Consider the following 14,382-nt stretch of genomic DNA (forward strand, 5'->3'; position numbering starts at 1 on the left):
CGGTGGAGCTGCATGACAAAGTCATCGGGCATTATCTGAACATAAAACACTATCAATAAGTTGGAGTCATTACCGACCCTGAATACACCCGCCGTGGGGTTGCCAGTGCTTTGTTAAAACCTTGGATTAAGTCTGAATCCGAACTTACGGTGGACGCCAGCATAACCGCAAAACCCTTTTTTGAACGTTATGGTTTTCAGACAGTTAAGCAGCAGCGCGTTGAATGCCGGGGAGCGTGGTTTACTAATTTTTCTATGCGATATAAACCGCAACATTAAATCCAGCTTGCAAGGAAAATAACGCCCGCCTGGTATGTGCGCGTTTTCTTATTCCACAAACTGCAAGGAGGTAAATCATGACAAATCCTTTATCAATGACTCTTTGCAGACCTTTCCAGGATTAATTCTTTTTTTCTTGCCCTGGATTCGTCTGCCATTTCCTGATTTTTATATTTATATACTCTAAATAATTCGAGTTGCAGGAAGGCGACAAGCGAGTGAATCCCCAGTCACTTACATAAGTAAGTGACTGGGGTGAACGAACGCAGTCGCAGTTCATGCAACTTGAAGTATGACGAGTATAAATGGAATGGTACATGGGCAAATATATTCGTCCCTTATCCGATGCGGTATTTACCATCGCATCTGATGACCTGTGGATCGAGAGTTTAGCGATCCAACAATTACACACCACGGCAAATTTACCCAACATGCAGCGCGTAGTGGGGATGCCAGATTTACACACCCCGGACGCGGCTACCCGATTGGCGCAGCGTTCTTCTCTGTTGGTCGTTTTTACCCGGCAAGACGTCGCGGTAACGGTGCTGGAAACCGAAGCCGGGCGTTATCCTGACACGCTGCGTTCGTCGGGGCCGGGCGGTCAACATGTCAATAAAACCGACTCGGCGGTACGCGCCACGCATCTGGCATCCGGTATTAGCGTGAAGGTTCAGTCAGAGCGCAGCCAGCATGCTAACAAACGGCTGGCGCGATTGCTGATTGCCTGGAAGCTGGGGCAGCAGCAACAGGAAAATAGCGCGGCGCTGAAATCGCAGCGGCGAATGTTCCATCACCAGATTGAACGTGGCAACCCGCGACGGACATTTACAGGGATGGCTTTTATCGAAGGATAATGAAGGATGAAACTGCCGGAAGGTGATTGAACGCCATCCGGCAGCAAATCAAATAATTACTTCGTCGGAATTTCTTTCAGCAGTTCAGTCAGCAGTGTCCAGTAATGACCTACGCTTTCGATGTGAACTTGCTCATCCGGAGAGTGTGGACCGGTGATAGTTGGCCCGATAGAAACCATGTCCATTTCCGGATACGGTTTTTTGAACAGACCACATTCCAGGCCCGCGTGGATAATCTGGATGTTCGGCGTCTTGTTGAACAGGCGCTGATAGGTTTCACGTACCAGATGCATCACCGGAGAATTAGCGTCCGGCTGCCAGCCAGGATATGCGCCTTTCGCTTCGGTTTTCGCGCCAGCCAGTTTACCCAGCGAATCCAGCATGCTCACCACGTAGTCTTTACCGCTGTCGATCAGAGAACGGATCAGGCAGTGAATTTCTACGTTATTGTCAGTCATGGTCACCACACCGACGTTCAGGGAGGTTTCGACCACACCTTTTGCCACGTCGGAATTGCGGATCACACCGTTCGGGGTGGCGTTCAGCAGACGAATAAAGGTATCGCGAGATTTCGCAATCAGGGCAGCTTTATCGTTCGCTACAGAGTCCAGCAACAAGGCCAGATTTTTCTCTTTCTCTGCCAGCTCGTTTTTCAGGATCTCCTGATAGGTATTCACCAGAGATTTCAGGGCGTCGACTTTATCAGCTGCGACAGCAATGGTCGCAAAGGCTTCACGCGGGATGGCGTTACGCAGTGTGCCGCCGTTGAAATCAATAAGACGCAGATCCAGTTCTTCTGCATGACCCGCCAGGAAGCGCACCAGCAGTTTGTTGGCATTACCCAGGCCAACGTGGATTTCACCGCCGGAGTGACCGCCTTTCAGACCTTTTAAGGTTAACTTGAAGGTTTCAAAACCAGCTGGAACCGCTTCACGATCTAAATGCAGGTTGGAGGTGAAGTCGATACCCCCCGCGCAACCCATGTAGATTTCACCTTCTTCTTCGGAGTCGGTGTTAATCAGAATATCAGCCTGCAACCAGTTGCTCTGTAAGCCAAAAGCACCGTCCATACCGGCTTCTTCGGTCATGGTTAGCAGCACTTCCAGCGGACCGTGAACCACGTTTTCGTCAGCCAGAACCGCCAGTGCAGAGGCCATACCAATGCCGTTATCCGCACCCAGCGTGGTGCCGCGCGCTTTAACCCATTCGCCATCAATATAAGGCTGGATAGGATCTTTCGTGAAGTCATGCACGGTGTCGTTATTTTTCTGCGGCACCATATCGAGGTGGGCCTGCAAGACGACCGGTTTACGATTTTCCATACCTGCTGTAGCAGGTTTACGAATCAGGATATTACCTACCTGATCGCGTTCGACATGGAAACCTTTCTCTTTTGCCCAACCAACAATGTATTCAGCGAGTTGCTCTTCATGATAGGACGGGTGAGGAATAGAACAGATTTTGGCAAAAATATCCCACAGCGGCTGTGGAGATAATTGAGACAGTTCAGACACGTTAAGTCTCCTTGTCGATCACCCGCAAAACAGTATTGCAGGTCACAGGGTTAGCAGAAAATGTTGTCAACACAAGACAGGCTTGCGAGATATGTTTGAGAATACCACTTTATCCCGCGTCAGGGAGAGGCAGTGCGTAAAAAGACGCGGACTCATGTGAAATACTGGTTTTTAGTGCGCCAGATCTCTATAATCTCGCGCAACCTATTTTCCCCTCGAACACTTTTTAAGCCGTAGATAAACAGGCTGGGACACTTCACATGAGCGAAAAATACATCGTCACCTGGGACATGTTGCAGATCCATGCACGTAAACTCGCAAGCCGACTGATGCCTTCTGAACAATGGAAAGGCATTATTGCCGTAAGCCGTGGCGGTCTGGTACCGGGTGCGTTACTGGCGCGTGAACTGGGTATTCGTCATGTCGATACCGTTTGTATTTCCAGCTACGATCACGACAACCAGCGCGAGCTTAAAGTGCTGAAACGCGCAGAAGGCGATGGCGAAGGCTTCATCGTTATTGATGACCTGGTGGATACCGGTGGTACTGCGGTTGCGATTCGTGAAATGTATCCAAAAGCGCACTTTGTCACCATCTTTGCAAAACCGGCTGGTCGTCCGCTGGTTGATGATTATGTTGTTGATATCCCGCAAGATACCTGGATCGAACAGCCGTGGGATATGGGCGTCGTATTCGTCCCGCCAATCTCCGGTCGCTAATCTTTTCAACGCCTGGCACTGCCGGGCGTTGTTCTTTTTAACTTCAGGCGAGTTACAATAGTTTCCAGTAAGTATTCTGGAGGCTGCATCCATGACACAGGCAAACCTGAGCGAAACCCTGTTCAAACCCCGCTTTAAACATCCTGAAACCTCGACGCTAGTCCGCCGCTTTAATCACGGCGCACAACCGCCTGTGCAGTCGGCCCTTGATGGTAAAACCATCCCTCACTGGTATCGCATGATTAACCGTCTGATGTGGATCTGGCGCGGCATTGACCCACGCGAAATCCTCGACGTCCAGGCACGTATTGTGATGAGCGATGCCGAACGTACCGACGATGATTTATACGATACGGTGATTGGCTACCGTGGCGGCAACTGGATTTATGAGTGGGCCACCCAGGCGATGGTGTGGCAACAAAAAGCCTGTGCGGAAGAAGATCCGCAACTCAGTGGTCGTCACTGGCTGCATGCGGCTACGTTGTACAACATTGCCGCCTATCCTCATCTGAAAGGAGATGACCTGGCCGAGCAAGCGCAGGCTTTGTCAAACCGCGCCTATGAAGAGGCCGCTCAGCGTCTACCGGGCACGATGCGGCAGATGGAGTTTACCGTACCCGGCGGTGCGCCCATCACCGGCTTTTTGCATATGCCGAAAGGCGATGGCCCGTTCCCGACGGTATTAATGTGTGGTGGTCTGGATGCGATGCAGACGGACTATTACAGCCTGTATGAACGTTATTTTGCGCCGCGCGGCATTGCGATGCTGACTATTGATATGCCGTCGGTGGGCTTTTCTTCAAAATGGAAGCTCACCCAGGACTCCAGCCTGTTGCATCAGCACGTCTTAAAGGCACTGCCTAACGTACCGTGGGTGGATCACACTCGCGTCGCGGCCTTTGGTTTCCGTTTCGGCGCTAACGTTGCCGTGCGTCTGGCATACCTTGAATCGCCGCGTCTGAAAGCGGTTGCCTGTCTTGGTCCGGTAGTTCATACCCTGTTGAGTGATTTTAAGTGCCAGCAACAGGTGCCGGAAATGTATCTTGACGTTCTGGCCAGTCGTTTGGGGATGCATGATGCTTCCGACGAAGCGTTGCGCGTGGAGCTGAATCGCTATTCATTAAAAGTGCAAGGATTGCTGGGACGTCGCTGCCCAACGCCAATGTTATCAGGCTACTGGAAGAACGATCCGTTCAGCCCGGAAGAGGACTCACGCTTAATCACCTCATCATCTGCTGACGGTAAATTATTAGAGATCCCATTTAACCCGGTGTATCGGAATTTTGACAAAGGTCTTCAGGAAATCACAGAATGGATCGAAAAACGTTTGTGTTAAAAATTTGCTAAATTTTGCCAATTTGGTAAAACAGTTGCATCACAACAGGAGATAGCAATGACGTTACCGAGTGGACACCCGAAGAGCAGATTGATCAAAAAATTTACCGCACTAGGCCCGTATATTCGTGAAGGTAAGTGCGAAGATAATCGATTCTTTTTCGATTGTCTGGCTGTATGCGTCAACGTGAAACCGGCACCGGAAGTGCGTGAGTTCTGGGGCTGGTGGATGGAGCTTGAAGCGCAGGAATCCCGTTTTACCTACAGTTACCAGTTTGGTCTGTTCGATAAAGCAGGCGACTGGAAGAGCGTTCCGGTAAAAGACACTGAAGTGGTTGAACGACTGGAGCACACCCTGCGTGAGTTTCACGAGAAACTGCGTGAACTGCTGACGACGCTGAATCTGAAGCTGGAACCGGCGGATGATTTTCGTGACGAGCCGGTGAAGTTAACGGCGTGAGTGAAATGTGCCGGATGCATCACATCCGGCAATAATCATTAAAACTGATAGGTCATGCCAACCGCGACAATATCATCATTATTAATATTCAATTTGTTATCGCTATCCAGTTGGTTGATTTTATAATCAACAAACGCTGACATATTTTTGTTGAAATAATATGTAGCCCCGACATCGATATAATTGACCAGATCTTCATCACCGATACCTTCAATATCTTTCCCTTTCGATAAGACATAACCCAGCGATGGACGCAGACCAAAATCAAACTGGTATTGAGCGACCGCTTCAAAGTTCTGTGTCTTATTGGCAAAGCCGCCAGTTATTGGCGTCATTTTGCGTGTTTCAGAATAAAAAGTTGCCAGATAAATATTATTGGCATCGTATTTCAGACCTGTAGCCCATGCTTCTGCACGCTTGCCTGTGCCACGGCTTTGCAGGTTCTGCTCGTTGGTGCGATCTGAGTTGGTATAGGCCCCACTAATGGCGAAATCGCTGCCGCCAAAGTCATATGTCAATGACGTGCCGAAGCCATCGCCGTTTTGCTTTTTAACGTCGCGGTTTTCGTTTTTCCCTTGATATTGCAGGGTTAAGTTTAGGCCATCGATAACGCCGAAGAAGTCGGTGTTCCGATACGTCGCCAGACCGCTGGCGCGTTTGGTCATAAAGTTGTCGGTCTGCGCCGAGGAGTCGCCACCAAATTCCGGGAACATATCGGTCCAGGCTTCCACGTCATACAACGCGCCCAGGTTACGACCATAATCGAAAGAACCCAAATCTTTATATTTCAACCCGGCAAAAGCGAGACGCGTTTTTTGCTGTGCAGTATCACTCTCTGCTTTATTACCGGCAAACTCTGCTTCCCAACGACCATAACCAGTCAGTTGATCGTTAATTTGTGTTTCGCCTTTAAAACCAAAACGGATATAACTCTGGTCGCCATCTTTACTGTCGTTATCACTCATATAATGCATGGCTTTAACTTTGCCATAGACATCCAGTTTATTACCGTCTTTGTTATATATTTCTGCGGCCTGTACGGATGCAGATGCCACAATGCCCATCACCACTAATGCCAGAGTGCTCTTTTTCATTTTCATTCCTGATTTTAATTAACGCGCGAATATTCAGCGGGAGAGTCCCGTTGAAAACAGGAAAGTTTTTAACCTGAGATTGTTAAAGATATATTACAGATTAATAATATTCTTAAAATGTGGTAATTTATTAAATCTGTAATAAAAGCGTAAACAACTGCCGCTACGCTTGCTGATCCCGCGCAACAAAACGCCATGCTTTGCTCGCAGATGGTTGGCAACCGACGACAGTCCTGCTAAAACGTTCGTTTGATATCATTTTTCCTAAAATTGAATGGCAGAGAATCATGAGTGACAGCCAGACGCTGGTGGTAAAACTCGGCACCAGTGTGCTAACAGGCGGATCGCGCCGCCTGAACCGTGCCCATATCGTTGAACTTGTTCGCCAGTGCGCGCAGTTACATGCCGCCGGGCATCGGATTGTTATTGTGACGTCAGGCGCGATCGCCGCCGGACGTGAGCACCTGGGTTACCCGGAATTGCCAGCGACTATCGCCTCGAAACAACTGCTGGCGGCGGTAGGGCAGAGTCGACTGATTCAACTGTGGGAACAGCTGTTTTCGATTTATGGCATTCACGTCGGGCAAATGCTGCTGACCCGTGCTGATATGGAAGACCGTGAACGCTTCCTGAACGCCCGCGACACCCTGCGTGCGTTGCTCGATAACAATATCGTTCCGGTAATCAATGAGAACGATGCTGTCGCTACGGCAGAGATTAAAGTCGGCGATAACGACAACCTTTCTGCACTGGCGGCGATTCTGGCGGGTGCCGATAAACTGTTGTTACTGACCGATCAAAAAGGTTTGTATACCGCTGACCCGCGCAGTAATCCGCAGGCAGAATTGATAAAAGATGTTTACGGTATTGATGACGCACTGCGCGCGATTGCCGGTGACAGCGTTTCAGGCCTCGGAACTGGCGGCATGAGTACCAAATTGCAGGCCGCGGACGTGGCTTGCCGTGCGGGTATCGACACCATTATTGCCGCGGGCAGCAAGCCGGGCGTTATTGGTGATGTGATGGAAGGCATTTCCGTCGGTACGCTGTTCCATGCCCAGGCGACTCCGCTTGAAAACCGTAAACGCTGGATTTTCGGTGCGCCGCCTGCGGGTGAAATCACGGTAGATGAAGGGGCAACCGCCGCCATTCTTGAACGCGGCAGCTCCCTGTTGCCGAAAGGCATTAAAAGCGTGACTGGCAACTTCTCGCGTGGTGAAGTCATCCGCATTTGTAACCTCGAAGGTCGCGATATCGCCCACGGCGTCAGTCGTTACAACAGCGATGCATTACGCCGTATTGCCGGACACCACTCGCAAGAAATTGATGCAATACTGGGATATGAATACGGCCCGGTTGCCGTTCACCGTGATGACATGATTACCCGTTAAGGAGCTGGCCGATGCTAGAACAAATGGGCATTGCCGCGAAGCAAGCCTCGTATAAATTAGCGCAACTTTCCAGCCGCGAAAAAAATCGCGTGCTGGAAAAAATCGCCGATGAACTGGAAGCACAAAGCGAAATCATCCTCAACGCTAACGCCCAGGATGTTGCTGACGCGCGAGCCAATGGCCTTAGCGAAGCGATGCTTGACCGTCTGGCACTGACGCCCGCACGGCTGAAAGGCATTGCCGACGATGTACGTCAGGTGTGCAACCTCGCCGATCCGGTGGGGCAGGTAATCGATGGCGGCGTACTGGACAGCGGCCTGCGTCTTGAGCGTCGTCGCGTACCGCTGGGGGTTATTGGCGTGATTTATGAAGCGCGCCCGAACGTGACGGTTGATGTCGCTTCGCTGTGCCTGAAAACCGGTAATGCGGTGATCCTGCGCGGTGGCAAAGAAACCTGTCGCACTAACGCGGCAACGGTGGCGGTGATTCAGGACGCCCTAAACTCTTGTGGCTTACCGGCGGGTGCCGTGCAGGCGATTGATAATCCTGACCGTGCGCTGGTCAGTGAAATGCTGCGTATGGATAAATACATCGACATGCTGATCCCGCGTGGTGGCGCTGGTCTGCATAAACTGTGCCGCGAACAGTCGACGATCCCGGTGATCACAGGTGGTATAGGCGTATGCCATATTTATGTTGATGAAAGTGCAGAGATCGCTGAAGCCCTGAAAGTAATCGTCAACGCGAAAACCCAGCGTCCGAGCACATGTAATACGGTTGAAACGTTGCTGGTAAATAAAAACATCGCCGATAGCTTCCTGCCCGCATTAAGCAAACAAATGGCGGAAAGCGGCGTGACATTACACGCAGATGCAGCTGCGCTGACACAGTTGCAAGCAGGCCCCGCGAAGGTGGTGGCGGTTAAAGCGGAAGAGTATGACGATGAGTTTCTGTCATTAGATTTGAACGTCAAAATCGTCAGCGATCTTGACGATGCCATCGCCCATATTCGTGAACACGGCACACAACACTCCGATGCGATCCTGACCCGCGATATGCGCAACGCCCAGCGTTTTGTTAACGAAGTGGATTCGTCCGCTGTTTACGTTAACGCCTCTACGCGTTTTACCGACGGCGGCCAGTTTGGACTGGGTGCGGAAGTGGCGGTAAGCACACAAAAACTCCACGCGCGTGGCCCAATGGGGCTGGAAGCACTGACCACTTACAAGTGGATCGGCATTGGTGATTACACCATTCGTGCGTAAATAAAACCGGGTGATGCAAAAGTAGCCATTTGATTCACAAGGCCATTGACGCATCGCCCGGTTAGTTTTAACCTTGTCCACCGTGATTCACGTTCGTGAACATGTCCTTTCAGGGCCGATATAGCTCAGTTGGTAGAGCAGCGCATTCGTAATGCGAAGGTCGTAGGTTCGACTCCTATTATCGGCACCATTTAAATCAATAAGTTACCTCGCATTTAAGTAAACTACGTTCTCCTCTTGTGCCGTATTTGTGCCATTGCGACTTATAATCGCATCGATTTTGCTCGCGTGCTCGGTGAGATGCCCGGCTGAAAGGTGGGCGTATCTTTGAACCATTTCGAGAGTTTCCCATCCTCCCATCTCTTTAAGCGCAAGAAGAGAGACACCGGACTGAACCAGCCAGCTTGCCCAGGTATGCCTCAGGTCATGGAAGCGGAAGTTGCTAATGCCTGCCCGCTTTAACGCTCCCTTCCATGCCTTGTTGCTGTCGGTTCTCATCTTCCTTACCGCTGCTGTTTTTGTTCCGTCGCTTCGGTAGGCAGGTTTGGTGTGGACAAATACCCATCTCTTATGGAGCCCCTGCTGTTTTCTTAATATCTGGCATGCGGTTTCGTTAAGAGGAACTCCGATCGCATTGCCAGCTTTTGTTTCATCAGGGTGCATCCATGCCATTTTCTTATCCAGATCGACCTGTGACCACTCAAGGTCTGTAACGTTGGAACGGCGAAGGCCTGTCGTGATTGCAAACATGACCACAGGGAAGAAATGAGGAGCAATTTCTGCAAACAGGCGCTTCGATTCCTCCTCTGTAAGCCATCTGATTCGTCCATTCTTAACGCGTGGTGTTGATATTTTGGGCGTCCTGTCAAGCCATCCCCATTCAACAGCCATATTGAGAATAGCGCGAAGTATTGCCAGATGCCGCGTCTTCGTTCCTTTGCTTGCCAGCTTTGGTTTATACTCCGGCACTGGCTTGCCAAGCCGCAAACACCTGTCCCGGCTCATCTCCCAGTTCAGGCGATGGCGGCGGTTTTCCATCCCGTCTACCGCCTCCATTATTTTTTCTGTTGTTATGTCAGAGAGAATGGTTTCTCTGAAGTGCAACATCCAGAACGATATAATGCTCTTGTCATCATCAATGGACTTCTTATCCGATTTCTCACGCAGCCACCGTATGCAGGCTTCCTTGAATAGCTTTTTCGGTGATTCCCCGAGATTTTTTACTCTCCACGCTTCTGCTTTCAGACGATCGTGAAGTTCTTGCGCTTGCCTTTTGTCCGATGTTTCAAGAGAGCGTCTAACTCTTGATCCATCTGGCGCGACGAAATCGCAGTGCCACGTGCCACCGCGTAGTTTGATTGACATGCTTTAACCTCCTGCACATCAACCGCATTCACCGCGCTATTGTGTCTCACAGACTTAAGCGCCGCAATGCAGTCTGACTTGCAAATGCGATATGGGCTTTTAGGTTTATCTGGATTTATCTTTGCGGCCTGAAGTCGTCCACTTCGTATCCACTGTGTGATAGTGCCTTTGTCTACCTTCAGATACGACGCAGCTTCTTCACGAGTGAAGATTTCTTCTTCCACCTGGAATCTCCATTTGTTGGATTGACATGATTGCGGTAGGTCTGGATATCTTGAGAAATGAACAGGCCTCATCGAGTGTGAGGCTGTATGATTCCATGGTTACCTCTGCTTTTTGAACGCATGTCACGTAACTTCTTAATGTGTTCTGCCGTTTCGATCTCTTCTGCTATCCGATCTGCATCAGCTTTATTCACAGGTTCAAAGTCATGATTAAAGCGGAACATGCTGGCGATACATGTTCTGCCTTTACGGATGTAGTGAACTTTGTTGTGGGTAGAACGCAGGATTTTGCAGGGAGTGCCGTGGTGGTCAACGTACCAGGTGTTAGGAAAAATGATTCTGAACATTTTTACACCTCAGTTGGACGATGTTGAAATTTGCTGCTTTGAGGCCATCACAATCCCCATTGTTTGTTCTTAAGTTCGATCTCCTCCTGGCAACTTGCACAAGTCCGACAACCCTGAACGGCCAGGCGTCTTCGTTCATCTATGGGATCGCCACACTCACAACAATGAGTGGCAGATATAACCTGGTGGTTCAGACGACGCATTTTTATTGCTGTATTGCGCTGTAATTCTTCGATTTCTGATGCTGAATCAATGATGTCTGCCATCTTCCATTAATCCCTGAATTGTTGGTTAATACGCTTGAGGGTGAATGCGAATAATAAAAAAGGAGCCTGTAGCTCCCTGATGATTTTGCTTTTCATGTTCATCGCTCCTTAAAGACGCCGTTTAACATGCCGATCGCCAGGCTTAAATGAGTCGGTGTGAATCCCATCAGCGTTACCGTTTCGCGGTGCTTCTTCAGTACGCTACGGCAAATGTCATCGACGTTTTTATCCGGAAACTGCTGTCTGGCTTTTTTGATTTCAGAATTAGCCTGACGGGCTATGCTGCGAAGGGCGTTTTCCTGCTGAGGTGTCATTGAACAAGTCCCATGTCGGCAAGCATAAGCACACAGAATATGAAGCCCGCTGCCAGAAAAATGCATTCCGTGGTTGTCATGCAGCCTCCCGACGGGCAAGAATCCTTGAGCCGAACGCCATCAACTCTCCACGATCAACGGTCGTAAAGTGGCAGTGTGTACGGGGGTATGGGTGCCAGATAATGAGCATCGAGCCTTTATTATTTCCACTGACGGGTTTCCCGGTGAGTGGGTTAATAAATACCAGTCGTCCTGCCGTGATGAATCTGACCTCACTGGCGGTTTGTATCGCTTCATGAAACCATCCGACAGATGTGTCAGCAGGCAATAACATTACACATCCCACACTACTGAATTTGTTTTCAGTGGCTGCCTTTTTCACAAAAGGGGAAATATTGCTGTATGGTGGATTCAACCAGACATAACCAGAGGCATATCCCATTGCTTCAGGCCATGAAGTGGTTAATGTGTTCTGCTCCTGTGAGATAAAAAGCCGACATAGTCGGTTTTTTTCGCTGGCTGCAGCATCAAGTTGAAAAACGAACTCTGCATTAAGCGCAGCAAAAATCTCTGGTGGTGTTCGCCAGCTGTCGCGATGTTCGGCAGGAGTATTGCTTCCGGTGAAATCAGTCATACAGCCCCCCCCGTTTATTATTTATCTCCTCAGCCAGCCGCTGTGCTTTCAGTGGATTTCTGATAACAGAAAGGCCGGGAAATACCCAGCCTCGCTTTGTAACGGAGTAGATGAAAGTGATCGCGCCTACCCGGATATTATCGCGAGGATGCTTCATCGCCATTGCTCCCCAAATACAAAACCAATTTCAGCCAGTGCCTCGTCCATTTTTTCGATGAACTCCGGCACCATCTCGTCAAAATTCGCCATGTACTTTTCATCCCGCTCAACCACGACATAATGCAGGCCTTCACGCTTCATGCGCGGGTCATAGTTGGCAAAGTACCAGGCATCTTTTCGCGTCACCCACATGCTGTACTGCACCTGGGCCATGTAAGCCGACTTTATGGCCTCGAAACCACCGAGCCGGAACTTCATGAAATCCCGGGAGGTAAACGGGCATTTCAGCTCAAGGCCATTGCCGTCACTGCATAAACCATCGGGAGAGCAGGCGGTGCGCATACTTTCGTCGCGATAGATGATCGGGGATTCAGTAACATTCACGCCGGAAGTGAATTCAAACAGAGTTCTGGCGTCGTTCTCGTACTGTTTTCCCCATGCCAGCGCCTTAGCATTAACTTCCGGAGCCACACCGGTGCAAACCTCAGCCAGCAGGGTGTGGAAGTAGGACATTTTCATGTCAGGCCACTTCTTTCCTGAGCGGGGCTTTGCTATCACGTTGTGAACTTCTGAAGCGGTGATGACGCCGAGCCGTAATTTGTGCCATGCGTCATCCCCCTGTTCGACAGCTCTTACGTCGATCCCGGTACGCTGCAGTATAATGTCCGGTGTCATGCTGCCACCTTCTGCTCAGTGGCTTTCTGTTTCAGGAATCCAAGAGCTTTCACTGCTTCGGCCTGTGTCAGTTCTGACGATGCGCGAATGTCGCGGCGAAATATCTGGGAACAGAGCGGCAATAAGTCGTCATCCCATGTTTTATCCAGGGCGATCAGCAGAGTGTTAATCTCCTGCATGGTTTCATCGTTAACCGGAGTGATGTCGCGTTCTGGCTGACGTTCTGCAGTGTATGCAGTATTTTCGACAATGCGCTCGGCTTCATCCTTGTCATAGATACCAGCAAATCCGAAGGCCAGACGGGCACACTGAATCATGGCTTTATGCCGTAACATCCGTTTGGGATGCGACTGCCACGGCCCCGTGATTTCTCTGCCTTCGCGAGTTTTGAATGGTTCGCGGCGGCATTCATCCATCCATTCGGTAACGCAGATCGGATGATTACGGTCCTTGCGGTAAATCCGGCATGTACAGGATTCATTGTCCTGCTCAAAGTCCATGCCATCAAACTGCTGGTTTTCATTGATGATGCGGGACCAGCCATCAACGCCCACCACCGGAACGATGCCGTTCTGCTTATCAGGGAAGGCGTAAATTTCTTTCGTCCACGGATTAAGGCCGTACTGGTTGGCGACGATCAACAATGCGATGAACTGCGCATCGCTGGCATCACCTTTAAATGCCGTCTGGCGAAGAGTGGTGATCAGTTCCTGTGGGTCGACAGAATCCATGCCGACACGTTCAGCCAGCTTCCCAGCCAGCGTTGCGAGTGCTGTACTCATCCGTTTTATACCTCTGAATCAATATCAACCTGGTGGTGAGCAATGGTTTCAACCATGTACCGGATGTGTTCTGCCATGCGCTCCTGAAACTCAACATCGTCATCGAACGCACGGGTAATGGCTTTTTTGCTGACCCCGTGGCGTTGCAAATGATCGATGCATAGCGATTCAAACAGGTGCTGGGGCAGGCCTTTTTCCATGTCGTCTGCCAGTTCTGCCTCTTTCTCTTCACGGGCGATCTGCTGGTAGTGACGCGCCCAGCTCTGAGCCTCAAGACGATCCTGAATGTAATAAGCGTTCATGGCTGAACTCCTGAAAATGGCTGTGAAAATATCGCCCGCGAAATGCCAGGCTGATTAGGAAAACAGGAAAGGGGATTAGTGATTCAGGCCGTTGCCTCGTCCGTCGAGAAAAACTTCCACGAGCAAATCACGGGTATAAGTGCGCTCGATGCCGCGATGCAGATATAGCCGTCCGCGTAAATTAGCTGATGCTGTCCAGGTACCATCTTTGTGTTTGACCAGCATTCCTGGCATGACCGCACCGCGATTAACGGTCTGCGTTCCGTAATGTTGATGAACCATAAAAACTCCTGCCCGTAAGCTGGGCTGCTGAACATATAAAGACTTCTGGGTAATGACTCCAACTTATTGATAGTGTTTTATGTTCAGATAATGCCCGATGACTTTGTCATGCAGCTCCACCG

Annotated in this window: 20 protein-coding genes, 1 tRNA gene and 3 pseudogenes; 10 read left to right on the forward strand and 14 right to left on the reverse strand. The window is 50.1% G+C overall.

Annotated features, from left to right (window positions below):
• The first annotated feature begins 2 nt into the window (after nucleotides 1-2).
• The 4 genes and pseudogenes from OQV04_RS25205 to OQV04_RS20135 all read left to right on the forward strand — a co-directional run.
• Entirely contained in the window at nucleotides 3-59 is a 57-nt protein-coding gene (locus tag OQV04_RS25205; protein ID WP_003032489.1) for an IS1 family transposase, read from the forward strand.
• 6 nt (nucleotides 60-65) lie between these two features.
• Nucleotides 66-278 (forward strand): annotated as a pseudogene (locus OQV04_RS20125) (GNAT family N-acetyltransferase); the annotation flags it as partial.
• Between the two features lie 317 nt (nucleotides 279-595).
• Nucleotides 596-804: pseudogene (locus tag OQV04_RS20130) on the forward strand (RtcB family protein); the annotation flags it as partial.
• Between the two features lie 46 nt (nucleotides 805-850).
• Nucleotides 851-1,132 (forward strand): annotated as a pseudogene (locus OQV04_RS20135) (peptide chain release factor-like protein); the annotation flags it as partial.
• 56 nt (nucleotides 1,133-1,188) lie between these two features.
• Here OQV04_RS20135 and pepD read toward each other — a convergent pair.
• Complete coding sequence (pepD, locus tag OQV04_RS20140) at nucleotides 1,189-2,646, reverse strand: cytosol nonspecific dipeptidase (RefSeq protein ID WP_001293010.1); 1,458 nt, start codon at nucleotides 2,644-2,646, stop codon at nucleotides 1,189-1,191.
• Between the two features lie 260 nt (nucleotides 2,647-2,906).
• On the opposite strand from pepD, the gene gpt reads away from it, so the two are divergent.
• From gpt to crl, 3 genes are all read left to right on the forward strand, one after another.
• Nucleotides 2,907-3,365, forward strand: coding sequence for a xanthine phosphoribosyltransferase (gene gpt / locus OQV04_RS20145; protein WP_001291990.1), 459 nt, complete (start codon nucleotides 2,907-2,909; stop codon nucleotides 3,363-3,365).
• Nucleotides 3,366-3,456: 91 nt separating this feature from the next.
• Nucleotides 3,457-4,701, forward strand: a complete 1,245-nt coding sequence (gene frsA / locus OQV04_RS20150; protein WP_000189542.1) for an esterase FrsA — start codon at nucleotides 3,457-3,459, stop codon at nucleotides 4,699-4,701.
• 57 nt (nucleotides 4,702-4,758) lie between these two features.
• On the forward strand, nucleotides 4,759-5,160 hold the full coding sequence (gene crl, locus OQV04_RS20155; RefSeq protein ID WP_000174677.1) for a sigma factor-binding protein Crl: 402 nt from the start codon (nucleotides 4,759-4,761) through the stop codon (nucleotides 5,158-5,160).
• A 38-nt stretch (nucleotides 5,161-5,198) separates the two neighbouring features.
• Here the strand turns inward: crl and phoE are convergent, their stop codons facing one another.
• Nucleotides 5,199-6,254 carry a phosphoporin PhoE gene (gene phoE, locus OQV04_RS20160; protein ID WP_000749881.1) on the reverse strand — a complete coding sequence of 352 codons (1,056 nt, stop codon included), beginning with the start codon at nucleotides 6,252-6,254 and terminating at the stop codon, nucleotides 5,199-5,201.
• 287 nt (nucleotides 6,255-6,541) lie between these two features.
• On the opposite strand from phoE, the gene proB reads away from it, so the two are divergent.
• The 3 genes from proB to OQV04_RS20175 all read left to right on the forward strand — a co-directional run bounded on the left by proB (nucleotide 6,542) and on the right by OQV04_RS20175 (nucleotide 9,100).
• Entirely contained in the window at nucleotides 6,542-7,645 is a 1,104-nt protein-coding gene (gene proB / locus OQV04_RS20165) for a glutamate 5-kinase (RefSeq protein WP_001285288.1), read from the forward strand.
• An 11-nt stretch (nucleotides 7,646-7,656) separates the two neighbouring features.
• Nucleotides 7,657-8,910 (forward strand): glutamate-5-semialdehyde dehydrogenase, encoded by a 1,254-nt coding sequence (proA, locus tag OQV04_RS20170; protein ID WP_032280317.1) that lies wholly within the window; start codon nucleotides 7,657-7,659, stop codon nucleotides 8,908-8,910.
• Between the two features lie 114 nt (nucleotides 8,911-9,024).
• A tRNA-Thr gene (locus tag OQV04_RS20175) sits at nucleotides 9,025-9,100 on the forward strand.
• A 14-nt stretch (nucleotides 9,101-9,114) separates the two neighbouring features.
• Here OQV04_RS20175 and OQV04_RS20180 read toward each other — a convergent pair.
• The 12 genes from OQV04_RS20180 to OQV04_RS25210 form a co-directional block, all read right to left on the reverse strand.
• Entirely contained in the window at nucleotides 9,115-10,269 is a 1,155-nt protein-coding gene (locus OQV04_RS20180) for a site-specific integrase (RefSeq protein ID WP_248899952.1), read from the reverse strand.
• Entirely contained in the window at nucleotides 10,152-10,571 is a 420-nt protein-coding gene (locus OQV04_RS20185) for a helix-turn-helix domain-containing protein (RefSeq protein ID WP_215256776.1), read from the reverse strand. Before OQV04_RS20185 ends, OQV04_RS20180 begins: the two co-directional genes overlap by 118 nt.
• Nucleotides 10,568-10,846 carry a DUF4222 domain-containing protein gene (locus OQV04_RS20190; protein WP_000488407.1) on the reverse strand — a complete coding sequence of 93 codons (279 nt, stop codon included), beginning with the start codon at nucleotides 10,844-10,846 and terminating at the stop codon, nucleotides 10,568-10,570. The genes OQV04_RS20185 and OQV04_RS20190 overlap by 4 nt, the downstream gene beginning before the upstream one ends.
• Nucleotides 10,847-10,893: 47 nt before the next feature.
• Nucleotides 10,894-11,112 carry a TraR/DksA family transcriptional regulator gene (locus OQV04_RS20195; RefSeq protein ID WP_000763373.1) on the reverse strand — a complete coding sequence of 73 codons (219 nt, stop codon included), beginning with the start codon at nucleotides 11,110-11,112 and terminating at the stop codon, nucleotides 10,894-10,896.
• A 98-nt stretch (nucleotides 11,113-11,210) separates the two neighbouring features.
• Nucleotides 11,211-11,426, reverse strand: coding sequence for a hypothetical protein (locus OQV04_RS20200; protein ID WP_000188870.1), 216 nt, complete (start codon nucleotides 11,424-11,426; stop codon nucleotides 11,211-11,213).
• A gap of 76 nt (nucleotides 11,427-11,502) precedes the next feature.
• Nucleotides 11,503-12,060 (reverse strand): phage N-6-adenine-methyltransferase, encoded by a 558-nt coding sequence (locus OQV04_RS20205; protein WP_101969334.1) that lies wholly within the window; start codon nucleotides 12,058-12,060, stop codon nucleotides 11,503-11,505.
• Nucleotides 12,053-12,217, reverse strand: coding sequence for a DUF1317 family protein (locus tag OQV04_RS20210; protein WP_097483192.1), 165 nt, complete (start codon nucleotides 12,215-12,217; stop codon nucleotides 12,053-12,055). The genes OQV04_RS20205 and OQV04_RS20210 overlap by 8 nt, the downstream gene beginning before the upstream one ends.
• Nucleotides 12,214-12,894, reverse strand: coding sequence for a lambda exonuclease family protein (locus OQV04_RS20215; protein WP_000186846.1), 681 nt, complete (start codon nucleotides 12,892-12,894; stop codon nucleotides 12,214-12,216). The genes OQV04_RS20210 and OQV04_RS20215 overlap by 4 nt, the downstream gene beginning before the upstream one ends.
• Nucleotides 12,891-13,676 carry a phage recombination protein Bet gene (gene bet / locus OQV04_RS20220; protein WP_000100847.1) on the reverse strand — a complete coding sequence of 262 codons (786 nt, stop codon included), beginning with the start codon at nucleotides 13,674-13,676 and terminating at the stop codon, nucleotides 12,891-12,893. The genes OQV04_RS20215 and bet overlap by 4 nt, the downstream gene beginning before the upstream one ends.
• Nucleotides 13,677-13,681: 5 nt before the next feature.
• A complete protein-coding gene (locus tag OQV04_RS20225; protein WP_001361467.1) occupies nucleotides 13,682-13,978 on the reverse strand; it encodes a host-nuclease inhibitor Gam family protein in 297 nt (98 codons plus the stop codon).
• A 75-nt stretch (nucleotides 13,979-14,053) separates the two neighbouring features.
• Entirely contained in the window at nucleotides 14,054-14,260 is a 207-nt protein-coding gene (locus OQV04_RS20230; RefSeq protein WP_000233576.1) for a phage encoded cell division inhibitor protein, read from the reverse strand.
• 63 nt (nucleotides 14,261-14,323) lie between these two features.
• The gene (locus tag OQV04_RS25210; RefSeq protein WP_003032489.1) at nucleotides 14,324-14,380 is read right to left on the reverse strand and encodes an IS1 family transposase; all 57 of its coding nucleotides are present in this window, start codon (nucleotides 14,378-14,380) and stop codon (nucleotides 14,324-14,326) included.
• Nucleotides 14,381-14,382: the final 2 nt, after the last annotated feature.

It is taken from the genome of Escherichia sp. Lx600-2 (genome assembly GCF_036662595.1).
In the GTDB taxonomy this organism is placed as follows: domain Bacteria; phylum Pseudomonadota; class Gammaproteobacteria; order Enterobacterales; family Enterobacteriaceae; genus Escherichia; species Escherichia coli.

Excerpts from the sequence above, each read along its gene's own strand:
- gpt (WP_001291990.1), top strand. The coding sequence starts at position 2,907 with ATGAGCGAAAAATACATCGTCACCTGGGACATGTTGCAGATCCATGCA.
- OQV04_RS20210 (WP_097483192.1), bottom strand. The coding sequence starts at position 12,217 with ATGAAGCATCCTCGCGATAATATCCGGGTAGGCGCGATCACTTTCATC.
- OQV04_RS20195 (WP_000763373.1), bottom strand. The coding sequence starts at position 11,112 with ATGGCAGACATCATTGATTCAGCATCAGAAATCGAAGAATTACAGCGC.
- OQV04_RS20200 (WP_000188870.1), bottom strand. The coding sequence starts at position 11,426 with ATGACACCTCAGCAGGAAAACGCCCTTCGCAGCATAGCCCGTCAGGCT.
- OQV04_RS20230 (WP_000233576.1), bottom strand. The coding sequence starts at position 14,260 with ATGGTTCATCAACATTACGGAACGCAGACCGTTAATCGCGGTGCGGTC.
- OQV04_RS20190 (WP_000488407.1), bottom strand. The coding sequence starts at position 10,846 with ATGTTCAGAATCATTTTTCCTAACACCTGGTACGTTGACCACCACGGC.
- OQV04_RS20185 (WP_215256776.1), bottom strand. The coding sequence starts at position 10,571 with ATGAGGCCTGTTCATTTCTCAAGATATCCAGACCTACCGCAATCATGT.
- bet (WP_000100847.1), bottom strand. The coding sequence starts at position 13,676 with ATGAGTACAGCACTCGCAACGCTGGCTGGGAAGCTGGCTGAACGTGTC.
- proB (WP_001285288.1), top strand. The coding sequence starts at position 6,542 with ATGAGTGACAGCCAGACGCTGGTGGTAAAACTCGGCACCAGTGTGCTA.
- phoE (WP_000749881.1), bottom strand. The coding sequence starts at position 6,254 with ATGAAAAAGAGCACTCTGGCATTAGTGGTGATGGGCATTGTGGCATCT.
- OQV04_RS20205 (WP_101969334.1), bottom strand. The coding sequence starts at position 12,060 with ATGACTGATTTCACCGGAAGCAATACTCCTGCCGAACATCGCGACAGC.
- proA (WP_032280317.1), top strand. The coding sequence starts at position 7,657 with ATGCTAGAACAAATGGGCATTGCCGCGAAGCAAGCCTCGTATAAATTA.
- crl (WP_000174677.1), top strand. The coding sequence starts at position 4,759 with ATGACGTTACCGAGTGGACACCCGAAGAGCAGATTGATCAAAAAATTT.
- OQV04_RS20225 (WP_001361467.1), bottom strand. The coding sequence starts at position 13,978 with ATGAACGCTTATTACATTCAGGATCGTCTTGAGGCTCAGAGCTGGGCG.
- OQV04_RS20215 (WP_000186846.1), bottom strand. The coding sequence starts at position 12,894 with ATGACACCGGACATTATACTGCAGCGTACCGGGATCGACGTAAGAGCT.
- frsA (WP_000189542.1), top strand. The coding sequence starts at position 3,457 with ATGACACAGGCAAACCTGAGCGAAACCCTGTTCAAACCCCGCTTTAAA.